Here is an 18,866-nt window from a genome sequence, read left to right on the forward strand (position 1 = left end):
GCGCGTCCTCGTGGGTCAGGCCGAGCACGTCGAAGACACGGCTCTGGACCTTGGCGTCGTGGATACGGATCGAACCGCCGCCGAGCTCGTTGCCGTTGCAGACGATGTCGTACGCGTAGGTGAGCGCGTTCGCCGGGTCGGACTCGAAGCGGTCGACCCAGTCGGGGTTCGGCGAGGTGAACGGGTGGTGGATCGCGGTCCAGCCGCCGTCGTCGGTGGGCTCGAACATGGGGGCGTCGACGACCCAGCAGAACGCCCACGCGTTGGGGTCGATCAGGCCCACGCGCTTGCCGACTTCGAGGCGGGCCGCGCCGAGCAGCTCCTGTGCCTCGCGGCGGTCAGTGGAGGCGGCGAAGAAGACCGCGTCGCCGGCCTTGGCGCCGACGGCGTCGGCGAGCCCGGCGAGGTGGGCCTCGGAGAGGTTCTTGGCGACCGGGCCTTTCGGCTCGCCGGTCTCTGCGTTGAAGGTGATGTAGGCCAGGCCCTTCGCGCCGCGGGCCTTGGCCCAGTCCTGCCAGCCGTCGAGTTCCTTGCGGGTCTGCGACGCGCCGCCGGGCATCACGACCGCGCCGACGTAGCCGCCCGCGTCGATCGCTCCGGCGAAGACGCGGAACTCGGTGCCCCGCAGGTAGTCGGTGAGCTCGACGAGCTCCTGGCCGAAGCGCAGGTCGGGCTTGTCGGAGCCGTAGCGGTTCATCGCGTCGTGCCACTTAAGGCGCGGGATCGGCAGCTGGACGTCGTAGTCGGCCAGCTCCGACCAGAGGGCCTTGACGATGCGTTCGCCCAGGTCGATCACGTCGTCCTGGTCGACGAAGGAGGCCTCGATGTCGAGCTGGGTGAACTCGGGCTGGCGGTCGGCGCGGAAGTCCTCGTCGCGGTAGCAGCGCGCGATCTGGAAGTACTTCTCGAACCCGCCGACCATCAGGAGCTGCTTGAACAGCTGCGGGGACTGCGGCAGGGCGTACCAGGTGCCGGGCTGGAGGCGCACGGGCACGAGGAAGTCGCGGGCGCCCTCGGGGGTGGAGCGGGTCAGCGTCGGGGTCTCGATCTCGACGTAGCCGTCCTCGACCAGGAGGTTGCGGGCGATGTGGTTGGCCTTGGAGCGCAGGCGGATCGCTTGGTTCGGGCCGGTGCGGCGCAGGTCGAGGTAGCGGTGGCGCAGGCGGATGTCCTCGGAGACGTCCACGTGGTCGTCGACCTGGAACGGCAGCGGCGCGGCCTCGGAGAGGACCTGGAGGTTCGACGCGTTGACCTCGATCTCGCCGGTCGGCAGCTCGGGGTTCTCGTTGCCTGCGGGGCGGCGGTGCACGGTGCCGGTGATCGAGACGCAGAACTCGTTGCGCAGCCGCTGCGCGAGCTCGGCGGCCTCGGAGTCGCGGAACACGACCTGGACGACGCCCGAAGCGTCGCGCAGGTCCACGAACTCCACCCCGCCGTGATCGCGGCGACGCGCCACCCATCCGGCGAGGGTGACTTGCTGGTCGACGTCAGCGGCACTCAACGTGCCGGCGAGGTGTGTCCGATACACGGGCTCAAAACTCCTCGAAGGAAACGATTTGCAGGAAGGCCTCGGGACATTCTCGCGAACCCCCAGCACCGACAGCAATCGTATAACCGCCGACCTTCGCAAAGAGCACGCCCGCCACCGCCCACGGCGAGCGTCACCGAAACGGCGTGAACGCTCTAGCGGGCCAGGGCGCTGAAGCCGAGGAGTCGTACCACCACGTCGAGGAAGCGGCGGGCGTCGGCCACGATCGCGTCGGCCTCCTCGGAGGTGACGATGTCGGGGATGCCGGCTTGGGCGAGGACGCGTTTGCGGGCGGTGCGAGCGAAGTGGGAGGCCCATTCCTCCAGCTCGGGGGCGACCCCGCGGAGGAGCTCCCAGGTGCTCGACGGTCGTCCGGGACGGCGGCGGCCGGTGGCGTCTCCGGCCCTGACGGCGAGCACGGCGACGGCCACGCGGAGTGCGGCCATGTGGGCCTCGGCGTAGCGCTCGCCGGGGCGGGTGCGCTCGGCGGCGTCGTCGAGGTCGACTCTCGCGGTGGCGAGGAGTTGGAGCGGGGAGCGGTTGGGGAGTTGGTCGGCGGGGATGCGCAGCCGGGAGTTCGAGACGGCCCCTGCCTGCACGAGCCTTGGCGAGGCGGTGCCTCGGGACGTGACGGTAGAAGCGGATCGGGTGGCTCCGGGTCGTGAAGCTGCCATGAGGGCCTCCTACACCTGTTCGAACTTGCGTTCGAGAAATATCGAACCACAGGGGTACGACATTGCCAACCCCCACCGTCGCCGAAAATCATCCGCCGACTACGGAATGTCGCCTATGCGACAGCGATGTGGTTGCGCGGCAACGCGAACGGGCCGCGAACCCGAAGGTTCGCGGCCCGGAGCGCTCGCGTTTCGAAGCCCGGCCGACACCCGGTGTTCGAAGAACCGGGCGCCGGAGGGCTACTCGCTGATCTCGTTGACCAGGCGCAGGTGGCCGCGGGCCTCGTCGGCCCGGCCCAGACGCTGGAGGGTGCGGCCGAGGAGCAGGCGGGCGTAGAAGTCCGCCGGGTTGGCCTCGACCATCCGCTCGGAGAGCACGAGCGCCTTGTTCAGCTGCGCCGACTTGAAGTAGGCGCGGGCGGCCGCGAGCATGACGTCCGGGTGGTCCGGGTGGTCGCGCAGGAGCGGCTCGAGGAACTTGAGCGCGGCGTACGGGTCCTTGTGCGCGAGCATCTCCTCAGCGTCGCGCAGGCGCTGGGTCTCCTCGGGGACCTGGGTCTCCCGGGAGGCGGCGTCGATGAAAGCGGCGATCTGGTCGTCGGTGATCTCGTGGTCTCGCATTCTGGGCTCAACGCACGCCTGCGCGGGATCATTCCCGCTCAGTCGTTGCGCAGGGCAGCGGAGACCACGATCACCAGTTGCAACAGGCCGAGCGCGGCCAGCAGCATCCACGCGGTGGACGCGATGGTGACCGCGCCGCCGATCCAGCGCTCGTACTGGCCGCCGCCGGCCACCGCGATCACACCGGCCGCGCCGAAGCCGAGGGCCACCACGACCTCCCGGACCGACCGCTCCCCCATCGTGGTCATCCCCAGGTCGCGCAGGCCGACCTGGCGGGCGCGGTTGCGGGTGAGGACGTACATCCAGCACAGTGCCCCGGTCACGGCCACGGCCCAGCCGGGCGCGCCGAGGAACCACAGCGCGAGGAGCCACGCGGCCTCCGAGAGCCGTGCGGCGAGCGGTTCGAGGACCAGGACGCGGCGCGACAGGCTCGTCGAGCGGGCCGCGAGGAGCGTGTACGAGGAGTCGGCCAGCGCGGTGACGCCGATCAGGGGCAGGGCGGCGAGGATGACCGGGCCGCCGACGAGGACGCAGAGGGGGATGAGGAGGCTGGCGAAGAGTCCGACGCCGACGACGACGCCGGGCTGGAACCGGGTGGAGAGGATGACCCGGCCGACGAGGGAGTCGGCGGGCACTCGGGTGCTCATGGTTCTTGTTGTAGCAGACGGCATCAAACGCGCATTCGCAGCATCGGACATAGAAGAGCACTCTACGTGTTCATTCGGTGACCGCAATACCTCGATCGGGTAGCCGACAGTGCGCTCAGGCGCGGAGGTTCTGCCACACGCGGCGGGTCGAGCGCGAGTGGTTGAGGGTGGTGAAATGCAGTCCGGGGGCGCCTTCGGCGAGGAGGCGCGAGCCCATCTCGGTGGCGACTTCGACGCCGATGTCGCGGATGGCGTCGCGGTCGGCCTCGACCGCGCGCAGGCGCTCGGCCAGCGCGGCCGGGAAGTCCATGCCGGTGAGGACGGCGAACCGTTCGATCTGCTTGATGTTGGTGACGGGCATGATGCCCGGGACGATGGGGATGTCGCATCCGGCGGCGGCGACGGCGTCCCTCAGGCGCAGGTAGTCCTCGACGCCGAAGAAGATCTGGGTGATGGCGAAGTCGGCCCCGGCGCGGCACTTGTCCACGAAGTGGCGGACCCCCGAGTCCCAGTCGAGGTCGCGGGGGTGGCCTTCGGGGAAGGCCGCGACGCCGACGCTGAAGTCGCCGGAGGTCTTGATGAGCTCGACGAGTTCGCGGGCGTAGCGCAGGCCTTCGGGGTGTGCGACCCAGTCGGCGAGGGGGTCGCCGGGCGGGTCGCCGCGCAGGGCGAGGATGTTGCGGACCCCGACGTTGGCGAAGTGGCCGATGAGGTTGCGCAGTTCGCTCACCGAGTGGTCCACGGCGGTGCAGTGGGCCATGGTGAGCATGGTGGTCTCGGCGTTGATGAGTTCGGTGGTCTCGACGGTCTTCTCGCGGGTGCGTCCGCCCGCGCCGTAGGTGACCGACACGAAGTCGGGGCCGAGCTGTTCGAGGTTGCGGATGGTGCGCCACAGGACCGCGTCGGCCTTCTCGTCGCGCGGGGGGAACAGCTCGAAGGAGAACTTCGGGGTGCCCTCGCGCAGCAGGTCGCCGATCTTGGCGGTCTTGACCGGCATCACGCTGGGCACTCCGAGTGTCATGCATTCAACCGTAACCGGATCGGCGCACGTGTCCTGACCTGCATTCGGTGACACCCAAAGGGTGAGACGGGCGGGGGACGGCCTATGGTTCGCTCCGTGGAGCTCAACGAGCGCATCGAAGCGGCCCTGGCCGCGTTCCTCGACCGGCAGGCGGGTGTCATCTGCGGCATCGACGCGTCGCTCGGCGTGTACGCCGACGCCGTGCGCGAGTTCGTGCTGGGCGGGGGCAAGCGGCTGCGTCCGGCGTTCGCGTACTGGGGGGCGCGGGGCGCGGGGCTGGAGGACTCGGACGAGCTGGTCGCGTGCGTGGCGTCGCTGGAGCTGCTCCAGGCGTCAGCGCTGATGCACGATGACCTCATCGACGGTTCGGACACGCGGCGGGGCGCGCCGTCGATCCATCGGCGGTTCGCGGGGCTGCATCGGGCCGAGGGCTGGTCGGGCCGGGCCGAGGGCTTCGGTTCGGCGGCGGCGATCCTGCTCGGGGACCTGTGCCTGGCGTGGTCGGACGAGTTGTTCTGCTCGGCGGGGATGCCGTTCGCGAAGGTCGCGGCCGCGCGCGGGGACTTCGACCTGATGCGCACCGAGGTGAGCGCCGGGCAGTATCTGGACGTGCTCTCGGAGGTGCGCCGGGACGTCTCGGAGGCCACCGCGGCGAAGGTGGCCCGGTACAAGTCGGCGAAGTACACGATCGAGCGGCCGCTGCTGATCGGCGCTTCGCTGGCGGGCGCGCACGAGCGCGTCAGGGCCCATTACTCGGCGATCGGGCTGCCTTTGGGCGAGGCGTTCCAGCTGAGGGACGACGTGCTGGGCGTGTTCGGCGACCCGGCGCAGACCGGCAAGCCCGCCGGGGACGACCTGCGCGAGGGCAAGCACACGTTCCTGATCGCGCGGGCCTGGGCCGGCGCTGACGCGGGCCAGCGGGCGGCGCTGGACGCGGGCCTGGGCGACCCGGGTCTGGACGGGGCCGGGGTGGGGCGGCTGCGGGCGATCCTGAGCGACACCGGGGCCCTCGCCGACACTGAGGCGCGGATCGAGGCGCTCGCGGCCGAGGCCGAGGCGGCGCTGGCGGCGTCGCGGGCCGATGTGGATCCGGCGGCGTTGGACGTGTTCGCGGGTCTGCTCGTGAAGGCCGTGAAGCGGGACTTCTGACCCGGTTTCGGTCACCCGGTCGGGGCGGATGCCCCCCGCACGGGTGACCCTGTGGTTACCACCGGTCGCTTCGCTCGTTGATCCGAGTGAAGGACACGAACGGACGGTGGGATCCAGGTGGGACTCTTCGGCGCCATCGGGCGCGAGACCAAGGGCGCGGTGCGCTCGCTGAGTTACGATCTTCGCCGCTCGCGGCGGTTCCGTCGCGTGGGTGCGATAGCCGTGGTCACGGTGGCGGGCGGGGTGCTGGCGACCGGCGCTTTGCTGCGCGAGCCGATTCCGGGCCTGGCGGGCATGGACGGCGACGGCGAGGGCTCGGACATCATCGACGGCTGGTTCGGCCTCGGTGCGGGCACGGCCGGGCAGGAGGCCGAGGAGTCCGATGCGACCTCCGACGACGCCGAGTGGGATGCCACGCGGGGCGTCGAGGGGCTGGAGTCGACGCAGGAGGCCCAGGAGTCGCGGTCGCGGGCCGGGGGCGGGACCGCTGCGCCGGGCACCTCGCCCGGGCTGGTCCCGATCGGTGAGGAGACCTCGGGGCCGGGCGGCGAGGAGAGCAGCCCGGGGACGCCTTCGCCGGACCCGTCGACCGGTTCGCCCACGGACGGGCCGACATCGGATGAGCCCACTGAGGGTCCGACGAGCGAGGAGCCGACCGAGGAGCCGACCACTGAGGAGCCCACGAGCGAGCCGGGTCCCAGCGACATCGCCACGTCGGGCCCCGAGGAGGCGAAGTCGCCGATCACCTCGGCCGCGCCGCAGCCGCGCAAGGCGCCGCTCTAGAGGGTCAGGAGTGGCCGCCGACCCGGGTGGGTTCGGGTCTGGGGGCGGCGTCCTTGGCGATGGCCAGTTCGGCGCGGATCGCGGTGATGTTGCGTTTGACGGCGGCCACGTCGGGCCCTTCGGGGGCGTCCTCGCCGCGGCGCTGGTCGCGGGCGAGGAGGGTCGCGAGGCTGACCAGTTCGCGGTGGAGCTGGCGCAAGAGCTGCGAGGACTTGTTCCCCCAGCGTTTGGCGGCGAGTTTGCGGGCGCGGCGGCGGCTGTGGAGCGAGCGCATCTCGGTGAGGTCGGCGGTGGTGATCACGCTGTCGTCCTGATCGGACATGGTGGTCACGAACCACTGCCATTCGGCGCGGGCCGCAAAGTGGTAGAGCACGAAGAACAGGCCCAGGATGATCAGGCCCTTCCCGTAGGTGATCGGGATGGCCAGCGCGGGCGCGAGGCCGCCGGGGACCGGCAGGTTCCACAGGGCGTGCATGCCCAGGGAGAGGACGAACAGTCCGGCGGCGACGCCGACGCGGGTGCTGAGGCGGCGGCGGGTCTGGGTCACGAAGAACGCGATGCCGAGCCCGGCCGCGCCGGTGTACAGCGGGTGGGAGAACGGCCCGGCGACGAGCACGCGTGTGAAGGTGACGCTGAGGGCGCCGGTGAGGTCGGAGTTGGGGTTGAGCACGGCGAAGTTGATGGCGTACGTGAGGTTCTCGACGACTTGGAAGCCGAGGCCGACCAGGGCGCCGTAGATGAGGCCGTCGATGGAGCGGTCGAAGTGCTCGCGCACGATGAGCACGAGCAGGACCACGCCGAGGGCCTTGAACCATTCCTCGTCGAGCGGCCCGGCGATGGCCGGGCCCCATTTGCGGGCCCATTGGGAGTCGGTGAACTCGGCGAGGACCACCAGCGCGGCGTTGTTGGCGAGCATGGAGAACGCGACGGCCGCGAGGCCGCCCCAGGCGAGGGCGGCGGCGCGCACGGTGGGCGGTTCGCGTTCGAACAGGTCGAGGCGGGCGAGGATCTGGAGGAACACGATCGCCAGGACCGCGTTGATGGCGATCGAGGCCCACAGGGCGGTCGCGATGTCGCCGTAGGAGGGCGAGAGGACCCGGCCGAGTTCGAGCAGGCCGTAGACGAGGCAGGCCACGAACAGCCAGTAGGCGGGGCGGCGCAGCCGGATGAACGCGCCTTGGCTCTCGACGACGACGCGTTCGGTGCGGACGATCACTTGCCCTCCAGTCTGAACGCGGCCACGTAGGGGGCGGGGTCGATCTCGGCGGCCCCGGTGTCGGCGCCGGGGGCGAGGAGGACCAGGATCGCGGCGGCCCCGTCGTCGTTGCCGAGCACGGTGATCGAACCGGCGGTGTCGATGCCGAGGATGTCGGCGCGGTACCCGGACAGACCGGTGTCCTTGCTGGTGTAGGCCCGCACGTCGGTGTAGGTGTAGCCGTTCTGGGCCACGATCGGTTCGGCGCGTCTTTCGAGGAGGCGCTCGAGGCTGTCGACGCCGGAGTCGACTTCGACCGAGGCGGAGAGGTGGTCGCGGGTGAAGTTCTGGCGCTGGTCTGCGAAGTGGATGCCGGGGCTGGTCCAGCCCTTGCCGGGCAGTTCGTATTCGAGGCTGGCCCCGGCCACGGGGTAGGACTGGAGGTAGAGGGTCTCGCCCTCGCCGATGGTGCGCACCGATTCGCCCAGGGCGCGTTCGAGTCCGAGCCATACGACCAGGGGGAACGCGATCGCGGCGGCGGCGAGCACGGCCGGCCACATGCGGCCCTGCTCCAGGCCGAGCCGGTTGACCCGTACGGTGGCCTCGCCCAATATTCCTCCCGCGGCGCGCAAGACGCGGGGTGCAGTCGGGCACTCCGCGTGGGATACAAGGGTACGGGGCGAATGCGACCGGGCGCCCGGATTTGACGTGAACGGGGACTGTCGGCGGCACCGTCGTTGGCGGCACTGTCGCGAACCGCGCTGGCCAGGGCGGCGCCGTCACGCGAACCGCCCCGTCCGATGCGGGCGGGGCGGTTCGGGTGACGGGTGGTCTAGCTGACTCGGGTGGTCCAGTTGTGGGTGTCCTCGGTGCGGCCGTATTGGAGGTCGAGGAGGTTCTGGCGCAGCTGCATCGTGAACTTGCCGGCCTCGCCGCCGCCGATCGTGAAGGAGCCGGTGCGGCCCTTGACGGTGCCGACGGGGGTGATCACGGCGGCGGTGCCGCACGCGAACGCCTCGGTGAGCAGCCCGGACTCGGCGTCGTCCCTCCAGCGGTCGATCGAGTACTTGGTCTCGCGGACCTCCCAGCCCGATTCGGTCGCGAGCGTGATGATCGCGTCGCGGGTGATGCCGGGGAGGATCGTGCCGAGCTCGGGGGTGTAGACGACCCGCTCGTTCTCGTAGACGAAGAACAGGTTCATGCCGCCGAGTTCGTCGACGTACTTGTACTCGACCGCGTCGAGGAAGATCACCTGGTCGCAGCCGTGTTCGATGGCCTCGGACTGGGGCAGGAGGCTCGCGGCGTAGTTCCCGCCGGCCTTGGCCGCGCCGGTCCCGCCGGGTCCGGCCCGGTTGTACTCCTCGGAGACCCACAGCGTCAGCGGCTTGGGGCCGCCCTTGAAGTAGGCCGCGGCCGGGGAGGCGATGAGGAGGTACTGGTACTCCTTCGCGGGGCGCACGCCGAGGAAGGACTCGGAGGCGATCATGTACGGGCGCAGGTAGAGCGTGGCCTCGTCCTGGCTGGGGACCCAGTCGCCGTCGACGGCGAGCAGCTCGCGGATCGAGGCGAGGAACCACTCCTCGGGGAGGTGCGGCATGGCCATGCGGGTGGCCGAGATGTTCAGGCGGTGCGCGTTGGCCTCGGCGCGGAACAGGCCGATGCCGCCGTCCTCGTACCGGTAGGCCTTGAGGCCCTCGAAGATCTCCTGGGCGTAGTGCAGGACCGCCGCGGCCGGCGAGAGCGTCAGCGGGCCGTAGGGCTTGAGGGTGGCGCTGTGCCAGCCGCGGCCCTCGGTCCAGGTCATCTGGAACATGTGGTCGGTGAAGACCGTGCCGAACACCGGGTCGGCGAGGATGCGGGCGCGCTCGGCGTCCGGAGTCGGGTTCGGGTGCGGCTCGCGCCGCAGGTCGGGAAGACCTTCGCTGGTCATGAGTTGTCCTTCGACGTTTAGAGCGGAAGACGTGGTCCTGATGACTAACTTACCGCTCGTTCAGGTGGCTGGGCATGTCGTGCTCGGGTCCCGGACGACACGGAGAAACGCCCGGCGACAGGGCTCTTGTCGAGCCGCGTCGCCGGGCGCTGAAGCTGGTGCTGTGGTCTAGCTGAGCTGCCGGGCGACGTCGGCGGCTACTCGGTCGCCGACCTCCCCGGTGCGGATCGCGGCGCCGGACTCGCGCCCGGCCAGTTCGCGCTCCACCGCGGCGTTCACCGCGGCGGCGCCGTCGGCGCGGCCGAGGTGTTCGAGCAGGAGCGCGGTGGAGGAGATCGCGGCGATCGGGTCGGCGATGCCTTGACCTGCGATGTCGGGGGCCGAGCCGTGGACCGGCTCGAACGTGGAGGGGTGGGTGTGGTCGGGGTTGATCGACCCGGTCGCGGCCAGGCCGATCCCGCCGGTCACGGCCGCGGCGATGTCGGTGAGGATGTCGCCGAACAGGTTGTCGGTGACGATCACGTCGAACGTGTGGGGGCGGTTCACCAGGAACATCGCCGCCGCGTCCACGTGCTGGTACTCGGTGGTCACGTCCTGGTACTCGGCGGACACGTCGTCGAAGGCCCGCTTCCACAGGCCGCCCGCGTGCACCAGCACGTTCGTCTTGTGGACGAGCGTGAGATGACCGCGGCGGCGGCGCGCCCGCTCGAACGCGTCGCGCACGACCCGCTCGACGCCGTAGCGCGTGTTCAGGGACTCCTCGGTGGCGATCTCGGCCGGGGAACCGGTGTGGAGGTTCCCGCCGGCTCCGGCGTAGAGGCCCTCGGTGCCCTCGCGGACCACCACGAAGTCGATGTCGCCGGGCTTGACGTCGGCCAGCGGCGAGGACGCGCCCGGGTAGAGGCGACTCGGCCGCAGGTTCACGTACTGGTCGAACTCGAAGCGGAGCTTGAGCAGCAGACCGCGCTCCAGGACCCCCGGCGGGACCGACGGGTCGCCGATGGCGCCCAGGAGGATCGCGTCGTGCTCGTCCAGTTCGGACAGCACGCTCTCGGGCAGCACCTCGCCGGTGCGGTTGTACAGGCGCGCACCGAGGTCGTACTCGGTCGACTCGTAGCCGGGAAGGGCCACGGCGAGCACCTTCTGCGCCTCGGCGATGACCTCTTGCCCGATCCCGTCGCCCGGGATGACCGCGATCCTGCTCATGCTGCCTCTCTGCGTTTCGATGCTCGACGCCTCGCTTCTCGATGCGCGATGCACCCGCCCGGGCTCGGGACCATCGGTCCACTACCGGCTGAAGCACTCCGAAAACGCGGAATGCGGGCGGGTGCGTTCACCATAACGCACCCGTCCCGCATTCCGACGAACGGCTCTCAGCAGATGGAACGCATTGACGAACGTCCACTTGAGCACAGGTGCGGCAAGGCCGCCGAGCGGACTCCACGGGACGCGCCGTGTGAAGCCGCCTCAGATCTTCGCCTCACCGTGCGTGCCGGGTCCGACGCGACAGGCCGCGCGCCCCGGACGGATCCGGGGCACGCGGCCCTGCGTCACCGCGGCGACAGCCGCGGGTCAGTCCTTGAGGGTCACCGACTTGGCGCTGATCGCGCCCACCGACTCCTTGACGCGGCCCAGCACCTCGGCGGGCACCGGAGCGTCCAGCGCCAGCGTCATGACCGCCTCGCCGCCGGCGGCCTTGCGGGCCACCTGCATCGCGGCGATGTTGATCCCCTGGTCGCCCAGAGCGCCACCGATGAGGCCGACCACGCCGGGCCGGTCGGCGTAGCGCAGGAACAGGAGCGAGCCGTCCAGGTCGATGTCGAGCTCGAACCCGTCGATGTCGGTCAGGCGCGGGCCGCCGTGCAGGCCCGGGCTGAGCGTGCCGGAGACCTGAAGGCCCCGGCCGTCGACCATCGCGCCGCGCAGCGTCAGCTCGGTCTGGTACTCCGGCGACTCGCGCGAAGTGAACAGGCCGACCTCCACGCCGCGCTGCTCGGCCACCAGCGGCGCGTTCACGTAGGTCACCGAGTCGGCCACGTCCACGAACAGGCCCTTGGACGCGGCGAGCTGAAGCACCGTCACGTCGTGGTCGACGACCTCGCCGCGGACCTCCACCGTCACCGACTGCACGGCCGAACCGGCCAGCGCGTTGAAGGTGCGGCCCAGGCGCTCGGCCAGGGGCAGCAGCGGGCGCACGTCCTCGTTGACGACCCCGCCGGCCTGCACGTTGGCCGCGTCGGGCACGAACTCGCCGGAGAGGGCGAGCTTGACGCTCTTGGCCACGGCCAGACCCGCGTTGTCCTGGGCCTCGCGGGTCGAAGCGCCCAGGTGCGGGGCGGCGACCACGTTCTCCAGAGCGAACAGCGGCGAGTCGGTGCAGGGCTCCTTGACGAACACGTCGAGCCCGGCGGCGGCCACGCGGCCGTCCTGGAGCGCGGCGGCGAGGGCCTCTTCGTCGATGAGGCCGCCGCGGGCGGCGTTGACGATGCGCACGCCGGGCTTGACCTTCTTCAGCGCGTCCTCGCCGATGATCCCCACGGTCTCGGGGGTCTTCGGGAGGTGGATCGTGATGAAGTCGGCGAGCGACAGGAGCGTGTCGAGGTCGACCAGGCGCACCCCGAGCTTCGCGGCCAGCGCGGGCTGGGCGTACGGGTCGTAGGCCACGACGTCCATGCCGAAGGCCTGCATGCGGGTGGTGACGAGCTGCCCGATCTTGCCGAAGCCGACCACGCCGAGGGTCTTGCCCTGGATCTCGACGCCGGTGAACTTCTTGCGGTCCCAGCGGCCCTCGCGCAGCGAGGCGTCGGCGCGGGCGATGTGGCGCGCGCTGGCGAGCAGCAGCGTGATGGCCTGCTCGGCGGCGGAGACGATGTTCGAGGTCGGGGCGTTGACGACCATGACACCGCGCTCGGTGGCGGCGGGCAGGTCGACGTTGTCCAGGCCCACCCCGGCGCGCGCGACGATCTTGAGCTTCGGCGCGGCCTCCAGCGCGGGGGCGTCGATGGTGGTGGCGGAGCGGACGATCACGGCATCGGCGTCGACCAGCGCGGCGTGGAGGGACTCCACGTTCGTACCGTCGATCTCCCGGACGTCGAAGTCCCCGGAGAGGACCTCGATCGCTGCGGGCGCGAGTGGGTCGGCAATGACCACGACGGGTTTCGGTTCGGTCATGGATACCTCGCAAAGGTAAGAAGCAACGGAGGACCGGGCGCGGCGCTGCGTCGTCGCGGCCAATGGTATGTCGAACGCGTTAACGGCTCCTTACCGACCTGCCGCATTCCGAATCCTGGAACACCAGCCCCCGCCCGCATCGCGAAACTGTCGGCGACCACTTCGGCCTTGACATTGACGTCACCAGCCCCCGCCCGTATCGCGAAACTTCTTCGCCTTCACAACCACCCCCGACTGCGATACTCCCCGCCGCCTATGACACTCCCCCACACGCGAAAGCGACCGCCCACGATCCAGATCGGGATCACGCTGGCGGGGTCACTCCCCCCACACGCGACAGCGACCGCCGCCTACCGCCGGGCCGAGGTCAACCCGTAGACCACTCCTCCCGCACGCGAAAGCGACCGATCGGACTGAGGCAAGGCGCTCCTCGCGGAACTCCCCGCGCGAAAAGCGACTGTCACACCCTCAAGGCACGCTTAAGACCGGGGGCGGCTGCGAACGCGACTCCCGCTCGCCTCCGCCCGCCGAGCACCTCGCGATGTCACACCCCTCGGGCAGGCTTGAAACCGGGGGCGGTGGTGAATGCGATGCGCGCTCACCTTGCGCTATTCGAAGTGGGCGTCTTCGTCCAGGAGCTCCGCCGCTTCGCTTTCGGCTTCGGCGAGGACCTGTTTCACCACCGGGATCGCCACGCCTGAGCCATAGCCTTTGCGGGCGAGCATGCCCACGAGTTTGCGCAGGACCGCTTCGTCGCTCTGTCCGGCGAGGGAGCGGTAGCGGCGCCTGGCCAGGGCGAGGGCCGCTTCGCGTTCGTCGTCGTCGCTCACCGCGGCGACCGCCTCGTCGACCAGCTCGGGGTCGACGCCTTTGCGGCGCAGCTCGCCCGCGAGCGAGCGTTTGGACAGGCCGCGGGTGCGGTGGCGGGAGTCGACCCAGGCACGGGCGAAGACGGCGTCGTCGATGAGACCGACCTCGGCGTAGCGCTCCAAGATCTCGGCGATCACCGTCTCTTCGAAGCCCTTGCGGCGCATCGAGTTGCCGAGCTCGGTGCGCGTGCGGGGCTGGCCCGACAGCAGTTGGAGACAGTACTGCCGGGCCGCCTCGGGATCGTTCGGCTTAGAAGTCGACCGCGGGCTCTTCAATCTCGTCCTCGACCGTCGCGGGAGCGTCGGCGGCGGCCGCGTCGACGCCGAGCTTCTCCTTGATCTTCTTCTCGATCTCCAGCGCGAGGTCGGGGTTCTCCCGCAGGTTGGTGCGGGCCTTCTCCTTGCCCTGGCCGAGCTGGTCGCCCTCGTAGGTGTACCAGGCGCCCGACTTCTTCACGATGCCGTGCTCGACGCCCATGTCGATGAGCGAGCCCTCCTTGGACACGCCCACGCCGTAGAGGATGTCGAACTCGGCCTGCCGGAACGGCGAGCCGACCTTGTTCTTGACGACCTTGACGCGGGTGCGGTTGCCGACGGCCTCGCCGCCGTCCTTGAGCGTCTCGATCCGGCGGATGTCCAGGCGCACCGAGGCGTAGAACTTGAGTGCCTTACCACCGGCGGTGGTCTCGGGCGAGCCGAACATGACGCCGATCTTCTCGCGCAGCTGGTTGATGAAGATCATCGTGGTGCCCGTGTTGTTCAGGCCACCGGTGATCTTGCGCAGCGCCTGGCTCATGAGCCGGGCCTGGAGGCCCACGTGCGAGTCGCCCATCTCGCCCTCGATCTCGGCGCGCGGCACGAGCGCGGCCACCGAGTCGATGACGATGAGGTCGACCGCGCCGGAGCGGACCAGCATGTCGGCGATCTCCAGGGCCTGCTCGCCGGTGTCGGGCTGGCTGACCAGGAGGTCGTCGACATTGACGCCGAGCTTCTCGGCGTAGATCGGGTCGAGCGCGTGCTCGGCGTCGATCATGGCCGCGACACCGCCCTCGGCCTGCACGTTCGCCATGGCGTGCAACGCGATGGTGGTCTTACCACTGGACTCGGGACCGTAGATCTCGATGATGCGGCCCTGCGGGAGCCCGCCGACCCCGAGCGCCACGTCGAGCGAGATCGAACCGGTGGAGATGGTCTTGACGTTCTGCTTGGGCTTCTCGCCCAGTCGCATGACCGAGCCTTTGCCGAACTGCTTGTCGATCTGGGCCAAGGCGAGGTCGAGCGCCCTGGACTTGTCCTGAGCGGAGTTCATCCCGCCTCCCTTGGAACCTGTCTGCTTAGCCATGACAAGTACGGTAGCCGCACCCACCGACAACCTAGAACAACGGCATGTTCGAACAGGGCACATCTCGCAGAGATGAAGAGAGCACAGTTCGCAGAGATGAAAAGAGCACGGATTTCGGAGTCGAAGAGCGCGCGCCTTACGCCCGGACGAGGGAAGCCCGCTAGCGAACCAACCGAGACGGAATCCGCTCGGGCCAGGCCCGGCACACCGCGATCCAGACGGCCTTGGCGTTCTCGCCCTCGGCGATGGCCTGGTCGATCGTGCGGCCGCCGAGCTGGCCGAGCGACTGGTCGGCGGCCACCGAGCGGGCATAGGCCGACCCGAACGTCTCGTTCATCCGGTCCCAGAAATCGCTCAGCTGCATGCCGCTCCCCCGATGGTCGCACCGATCCGAACGCGGCGTCGCGCGCGCGGCGGTAGGCCACTCGATGGTACGCGGCGGGGCCAGGGTGGCAAGATTGCCGGGTGCCTCGCGTCAGTCAAGAACACCTCGACTCCCGCCGTCAGCAGATCCTCGACGGCGCCCGGTCGTGTTTCGCGCGCTACGGATACGAGGGCGCGACCGTGCGGCGCCTGGAGGAGGCCACCAAGCTCTCGCGCGGGGCGATCTTCCACCACTTCCGCGACAAGGACGCGCTGTTCCTGGCGGTGGCCTCGGTCGACGCCGCGGAGATGGCCGCCACGGTGGCCGAACGGGGCCTGGTCGGGGTCATGCAGGACCTGACGGCCGGGGCCGACAAACCCGAGATCGCCGGCTGGCTCGGCACCCAGCTCGAAGTGGCGCGGCGGCTGCGCACCGACCCGGTGTTCGCCGAGGCGTGGGGGCGCCGCCGCGAGGCCATCGCCGAGGCCAGCCGGGAGCGATTGGAGCACCAGCGGGAGATCGGGGTGCTGCGCACCGACGTCGACATCGACGTCCTCGGCGGGTTCCTTCAACTGATGTACGACGGCCTGGTGCGCTACCTCGCCACCGGCCGCGACGACCTGGAGATCACCCGCATCCTCCAACTGGTGGAAGAGGCCGTTCGCAGGCACTGAGGTTCATTGCGGGACAGGGATCATGAGCGAAGGCTCATGGTCCCTTTTGTCACTCTGACATTGGAGCGCATATCCCGCAGCATGATCCGAAGATAGGACATATTTACATAGAGCTATATGTCTTGGTATGCTCCCGGACTAGTTGAACACTCAACGAAGTCTGCCTCCGGTTCGCGGCGCGCGGTCAACGGCGACCGCCGCACGGCGCACCTCGCGCCGGGGCGTTCCGGTGCAGCATCCTCCTGGGAGGGCATATGTTCACCAGAATCCAACCGTACGCAATCCTCATCGGACGGATCATCCTCGGCGTCGTCTTCATCGCCCACGGGTGGCAGAAGTTCAGCGTCAACGGCATGGAGGCGACCGCGCAGGGCTTCGAGAGCATGGGTATCCCGGCACCCACGCTGTCGGCCTACTTCGCGGTGGCCGCCGAGATCCTCGGCGGCGCGGCCTTCATCGTCGGCGCGCTCCTGCCGCTCGCGGGCCTGGCGCTGTCGGTGGTCATGTTCGGGGCGATGTACTTCGTCCACCTGGACGGCGGCTTCTACTCGCGGGACGGCGGGTACGAGTACGTGCTCACACTCGCCGTCCTCGCGCTCGCCTTCGGGTTCTCCGGCGGCGGGGCGTGGGCGGTCGACTCGCTGTGGCTCAACAAGAAGAACCGGGAGGCGGTCGAGGCCGCCGAACCGGCGAAGAGCACCGTGTGAACCCGCGCCGCGGGCCGGACAGCGAGGTCCGGCCCGCGGCGCTCAGCACTGCGGTAGGCCCCCAAGGGAATTGACGTCAGCAGGGTCGATGACGAGCCATACGAAGGGAATGTAGCCCGGGGAACCGCCGTCGAGACGGACTTCGACCATGACGTTCGAAGGGTCCTTGCCGAGGTGGTAGTCCCATACGCCGTCCTCTTCCTCGCCTCGTGGCGTGATGGTCTCGGCGGTCTCGTAGCAGACGAGCTCGTACACGGCACCGACCTCGGCATAGGCCACAGTGGAGGAACGGTCGTCGTAGACGCCGCGGATGCCGGGCTTCCCTCCTTGGGTGGCGCAGTATTCGCGGGTCTGCGGGCAGTCCCAGTAGACCTCGCCGGTGAGGACCTCAGTGGACACTGCGGTGGTGAGCGACGCGTCGGGGTCGGCGTCGGGGCCGAAGATCGTTATCTCGTAGTCGGTCTCGGGCACCAGGCCGTCGATGGTGAAACCGGTGCAGTCCACGTCGGCTTCGCCTTCTTCGACAACCGACTTGTAGGCGGCAGTGCAACCGGTGAGGTCGGGGTCGGCGCTCGTGGCGATCGTGATCTCGGTGGCGGTCGACGCGGTCTCGGTGATCGAGGCGTCGGCCCAGTTCGGCGTCAGGTCCGGGCTCTCCCCCACGCCCGTGGTCTCTCCGGTGGTCTCCTGCTTGGTCTCCGGCTCGTCGGTCCAGTTGTCGATGACCCACGCCACGAGGCTGCCCGAGCCCAGCGCGAGCGCCGCGAACAGCGCGACCAGCAGGATCGCGGAGCGGTTGCGGCGCCGAGGGGCCTGCGGCAGCACCTGCGTCGGGGCCGGGACGTACGGCGGCGAGCTCGATGCGGGAGGCGGCAGGATCACCGGCGGCGCGAGCGGGGGCGACGGGGCCGAACCGGCCACGGCCCCTTCGCTGACCACGAGTTCCGGCTGCTCGATCATCGTCGGCGCGATGCCGAGTTCTTGGTGGATCATCGTGGCGGCCAAGGGCATGCGGCTCGCGCCGCCGACCATGAGCAGACCGGCGACGCGGTCGGGTCCCAGGCCCGATTCGCGGATCACGGCCTTCGTGATCTCCACCGCCTGGGCCAGGAGCGGGCGGGCCAGGAGTTCGAGTTCGGAACGGGTGAGCAGTTCCTCGGTGGCGAAGCCCGGCACGGGGACGTCGGTCGTCGACTGGCGCGAGAGGCGTTCCTTGGCCTCGCGCACCTCGTCGTAGAGGGTGAAGCGGGAGCGGAGAGTCTCCGAGCCGGCGTCGGGGTCCAGGAGGGCGCGCCAGCGCTCGGCCCGGTCTTCGGTTCCGGCGAACCGGCCGCCGAGGTAGTCCACCAGGGTCTGGTCGAGGTAGTGGCCGCCGACGCGGTCGGAACCGTCCACGGCCAGGACTTCGTAACCGGTGTCGGTGCGGGCCACCACGCTCGCGTCGAACGTGCCCGCGCCCATGTCGAACACGACCACGGCCTGGCCGGGGCCGATCGCGCGGCCGAGGACCTCGGTGAAGTAGCGTGCGGCCGCGACGGGCTCGGGCAGCAGCTGCGGGTCGAGCGCGCCCGCGGAGGCGGCGGCGTCGGCGATCACGTGGCGGCGCGCGGGTCCCCAGCCGGCGGGGACGGTGACGGTGACCGAGCGCGGGGGCCCGGCGACCAGATTGCATTCGGTGATCACGCGGCGCAGCACGGCCGCGACGGCTTCACGCACTGGCAGTTCGCGGTCGCCGAGCAGGATCGTGGACGCTTCGAGGCGGAGTTTCGGGTTGCGCTCGTAGCGTTCGGGTCGGCGCCGCCCTTGGTGCGTCGCGTCGCGGCCCACCTGAACGAGTGCATTGGTATCGAGATATATCCCAGAAGGCAGCAAGGGACTGCCGTCGAAGAGCAGCTGATGCCTGCGACCGTCGTCGCGCAGCACCGTGGCCACGGTGTGGTGGGTGCCGAAGTCGACGCCGAGCGCCGCTGCCGTACGGGAGGCGGTGTCCATGCCGGGCTTCCTACGGGTCGGTGCGATGCGCTGCGAAGGCGCAGAACGCGATGGGGAACCGCACCAGCCTACTCGGACCGAACGAGAAGGAGACGGGACACGAAGCGGCGGGCGGCGGGCGGCGGGCGGCGGGCGGCGGGCGGCGGGCGGCGGGCGGCGGGCGGCGGGCGGCGGGCGGCGGGCGGCGGGCGGCGGGCGG

18 protein-coding genes are annotated in these 18,866 nt (G+C 70.1%); 4 read left to right on the plus strand and 14 right to left on the minus strand.

The genetic code is table 11. From position 1 onward, the window contains the following. The 5 genes from aspS to metF all read right to left on the minus strand — a co-directional run. Positions 1 to 1,528 (minus strand): aspartate--tRNA ligase (gene aspS / locus AB0B28_RS22405; RefSeq protein WP_360124886.1); only part of this gene is annotated, 1,528 nt, incomplete at its 3' end. 155 nt (positions 1,529 to 1,683) lie between these two features. Then, positions 1,684 to 2,202 carry an SAV_6107 family HEPN domain-containing protein gene (locus tag AB0B28_RS22410; protein ID WP_360124889.1) on the minus strand — a complete coding sequence of 173 codons (519 nt, stop codon included), beginning with the start codon at positions 2,200 to 2,202 and terminating at the stop codon, positions 1,684 to 1,686. A 240-nt stretch (positions 2,203 to 2,442) separates the two neighbouring features. Next, a complete protein-coding gene (locus AB0B28_RS22415) occupies positions 2,443 to 2,823 on the minus strand; it encodes a tetratricopeptide repeat protein (protein WP_360124892.1) in 381 nt (126 codons plus the stop codon). 38 nt (positions 2,824 to 2,861) lie between these two features. Then, positions 2,862 to 3,470, minus strand: coding sequence for a hypothetical protein (locus tag AB0B28_RS22420; protein ID WP_360124895.1), 609 nt, complete (start codon positions 3,468 to 3,470; stop codon positions 2,862 to 2,864). 115 nt (positions 3,471 to 3,585) lie between these two features. Beyond that, complete coding sequence (gene metF, locus AB0B28_RS22425) at positions 3,586 to 4,491, minus strand: methylenetetrahydrofolate reductase [NAD(P)H] (protein WP_360124898.1); 906 nt, start codon at positions 4,489 to 4,491, stop codon at positions 3,586 to 3,588. A 96-nt stretch (positions 4,492 to 4,587) separates the two neighbouring features. Between metF and AB0B28_RS22430 the strand changes: the two genes are divergently transcribed. Both AB0B28_RS22430 and AB0B28_RS22435 read left to right on the plus strand, forming a co-directional pair. After that, on the plus strand, positions 4,588 to 5,640 hold the full coding sequence (locus tag AB0B28_RS22430; protein ID WP_360124901.1) for a polyprenyl synthetase family protein: 1,053 nt from the start codon (positions 4,588 to 4,590) through the stop codon (positions 5,638 to 5,640). 117 nt (positions 5,641 to 5,757) lie between these two features. After that, positions 5,758 to 6,423, plus strand: a complete 666-nt coding sequence (locus AB0B28_RS22435; protein ID WP_360124904.1) for a hypothetical protein — start codon at positions 5,758 to 5,760, stop codon at positions 6,421 to 6,423. Positions 6,424 to 6,427: 4 nt separating this feature from the next. On the opposite strand, the gene AB0B28_RS22440 is transcribed toward AB0B28_RS22435, so the two are convergent. The 8 genes from AB0B28_RS22440 to AB0B28_RS22475 form a co-directional block, all read right to left on the minus strand. Beyond that, positions 6,428 to 7,639 (minus strand): PrsW family intramembrane metalloprotease, encoded by a 1,212-nt coding sequence (locus tag AB0B28_RS22440; RefSeq protein WP_360124907.1) that lies wholly within the window; start codon positions 7,637 to 7,639, stop codon positions 6,428 to 6,430. Continuing rightward, a complete protein-coding gene (locus AB0B28_RS22445) occupies positions 7,636 to 8,229 on the minus strand; it encodes a hypothetical protein (protein ID WP_360124910.1) in 594 nt (197 codons plus the stop codon). Before AB0B28_RS22445 ends, AB0B28_RS22440 begins: the two co-directional genes overlap by 4 nt. 221 nt (positions 8,230 to 8,450) lie before the next feature. Then, on the minus strand, positions 8,451 to 9,548 hold the full coding sequence (locus AB0B28_RS22450; protein ID WP_360124913.1) for a branched-chain amino acid aminotransferase: 1,098 nt from the start codon (positions 9,546 to 9,548) through the stop codon (positions 8,451 to 8,453). Positions 9,549 to 9,716: 168 nt separating this feature from the next. Then, positions 9,717 to 10,754, minus strand: coding sequence for a 3-isopropylmalate dehydrogenase (locus AB0B28_RS22455; RefSeq protein WP_360124915.1), 1,038 nt, complete (start codon positions 10,752 to 10,754; stop codon positions 9,717 to 9,719). Between the two features lie 366 nt (positions 10,755 to 11,120). Continuing rightward, positions 11,121 to 12,719: a phosphoglycerate dehydrogenase gene (gene serA, locus AB0B28_RS22460; RefSeq protein ID WP_360124918.1), complete on the minus strand. Its 1,599-nt coding sequence runs from the start codon at positions 12,717 to 12,719 to the stop codon at positions 11,121 to 11,123. 608 nt (positions 12,720 to 13,327) lie between these two features. Next, entirely contained in the window at positions 13,328 to 13,864 is a 537-nt protein-coding gene (locus tag AB0B28_RS22465) for a regulatory protein RecX (RefSeq protein WP_360124921.1), read from the minus strand. Then, positions 13,839 to 14,897, minus strand: coding sequence for a recombinase RecA (gene recA, locus AB0B28_RS22470; protein ID WP_360124936.1), 1,059 nt, complete (start codon positions 14,895 to 14,897; stop codon positions 13,839 to 13,841). Before recA ends, AB0B28_RS22465 begins: the two co-directional genes overlap by 26 nt. A gap of 193 nt (positions 14,898 to 15,090) precedes the next feature. Beyond that, positions 15,091 to 15,294: a DUF3046 domain-containing protein gene (locus AB0B28_RS22475; protein WP_360124924.1), complete on the minus strand. Its 204-nt coding sequence runs from the start codon at positions 15,292 to 15,294 to the stop codon at positions 15,091 to 15,093. A gap of 101 nt (positions 15,295 to 15,395) precedes the next feature. On the opposite strand from AB0B28_RS22475, the gene AB0B28_RS22480 reads away from it, so the two are divergent. Next, entirely contained in the window at positions 15,396 to 15,968 is a 573-nt protein-coding gene (locus tag AB0B28_RS22480) for a helix-turn-helix domain-containing protein (protein ID WP_360124927.1), read from the plus strand. Positions 15,969 to 16,222: 254 nt separating this feature from the next. Beyond that, the gene (locus AB0B28_RS22485; protein ID WP_360124930.1) at positions 16,223 to 16,675 is read left to right on the plus strand and encodes a DoxX family protein; all 453 of its coding nucleotides are present in this window, start codon (positions 16,223 to 16,225) and stop codon (positions 16,673 to 16,675) included. A 42-nt stretch (positions 16,676 to 16,717) separates the two neighbouring features. Here the strand turns inward: AB0B28_RS22485 and AB0B28_RS22490 are convergent, their stop codons facing one another. Further along, positions 16,718 to 18,667 (minus strand): Hsp70 family protein, encoded by a 1,950-nt coding sequence (locus AB0B28_RS22490; RefSeq protein WP_360124933.1) that lies wholly within the window; start codon positions 18,665 to 18,667, stop codon positions 16,718 to 16,720. Between the last annotated feature and the right edge of the window lie 199 nt (positions 18,668 to 18,866).

This window comes from Glycomyces sp. NPDC046736 (genome assembly GCF_040645615.1).
GTDB lineage: Bacteria > Actinomycetota > Actinomycetes > Mycobacteriales > Micromonosporaceae > Glycomyces.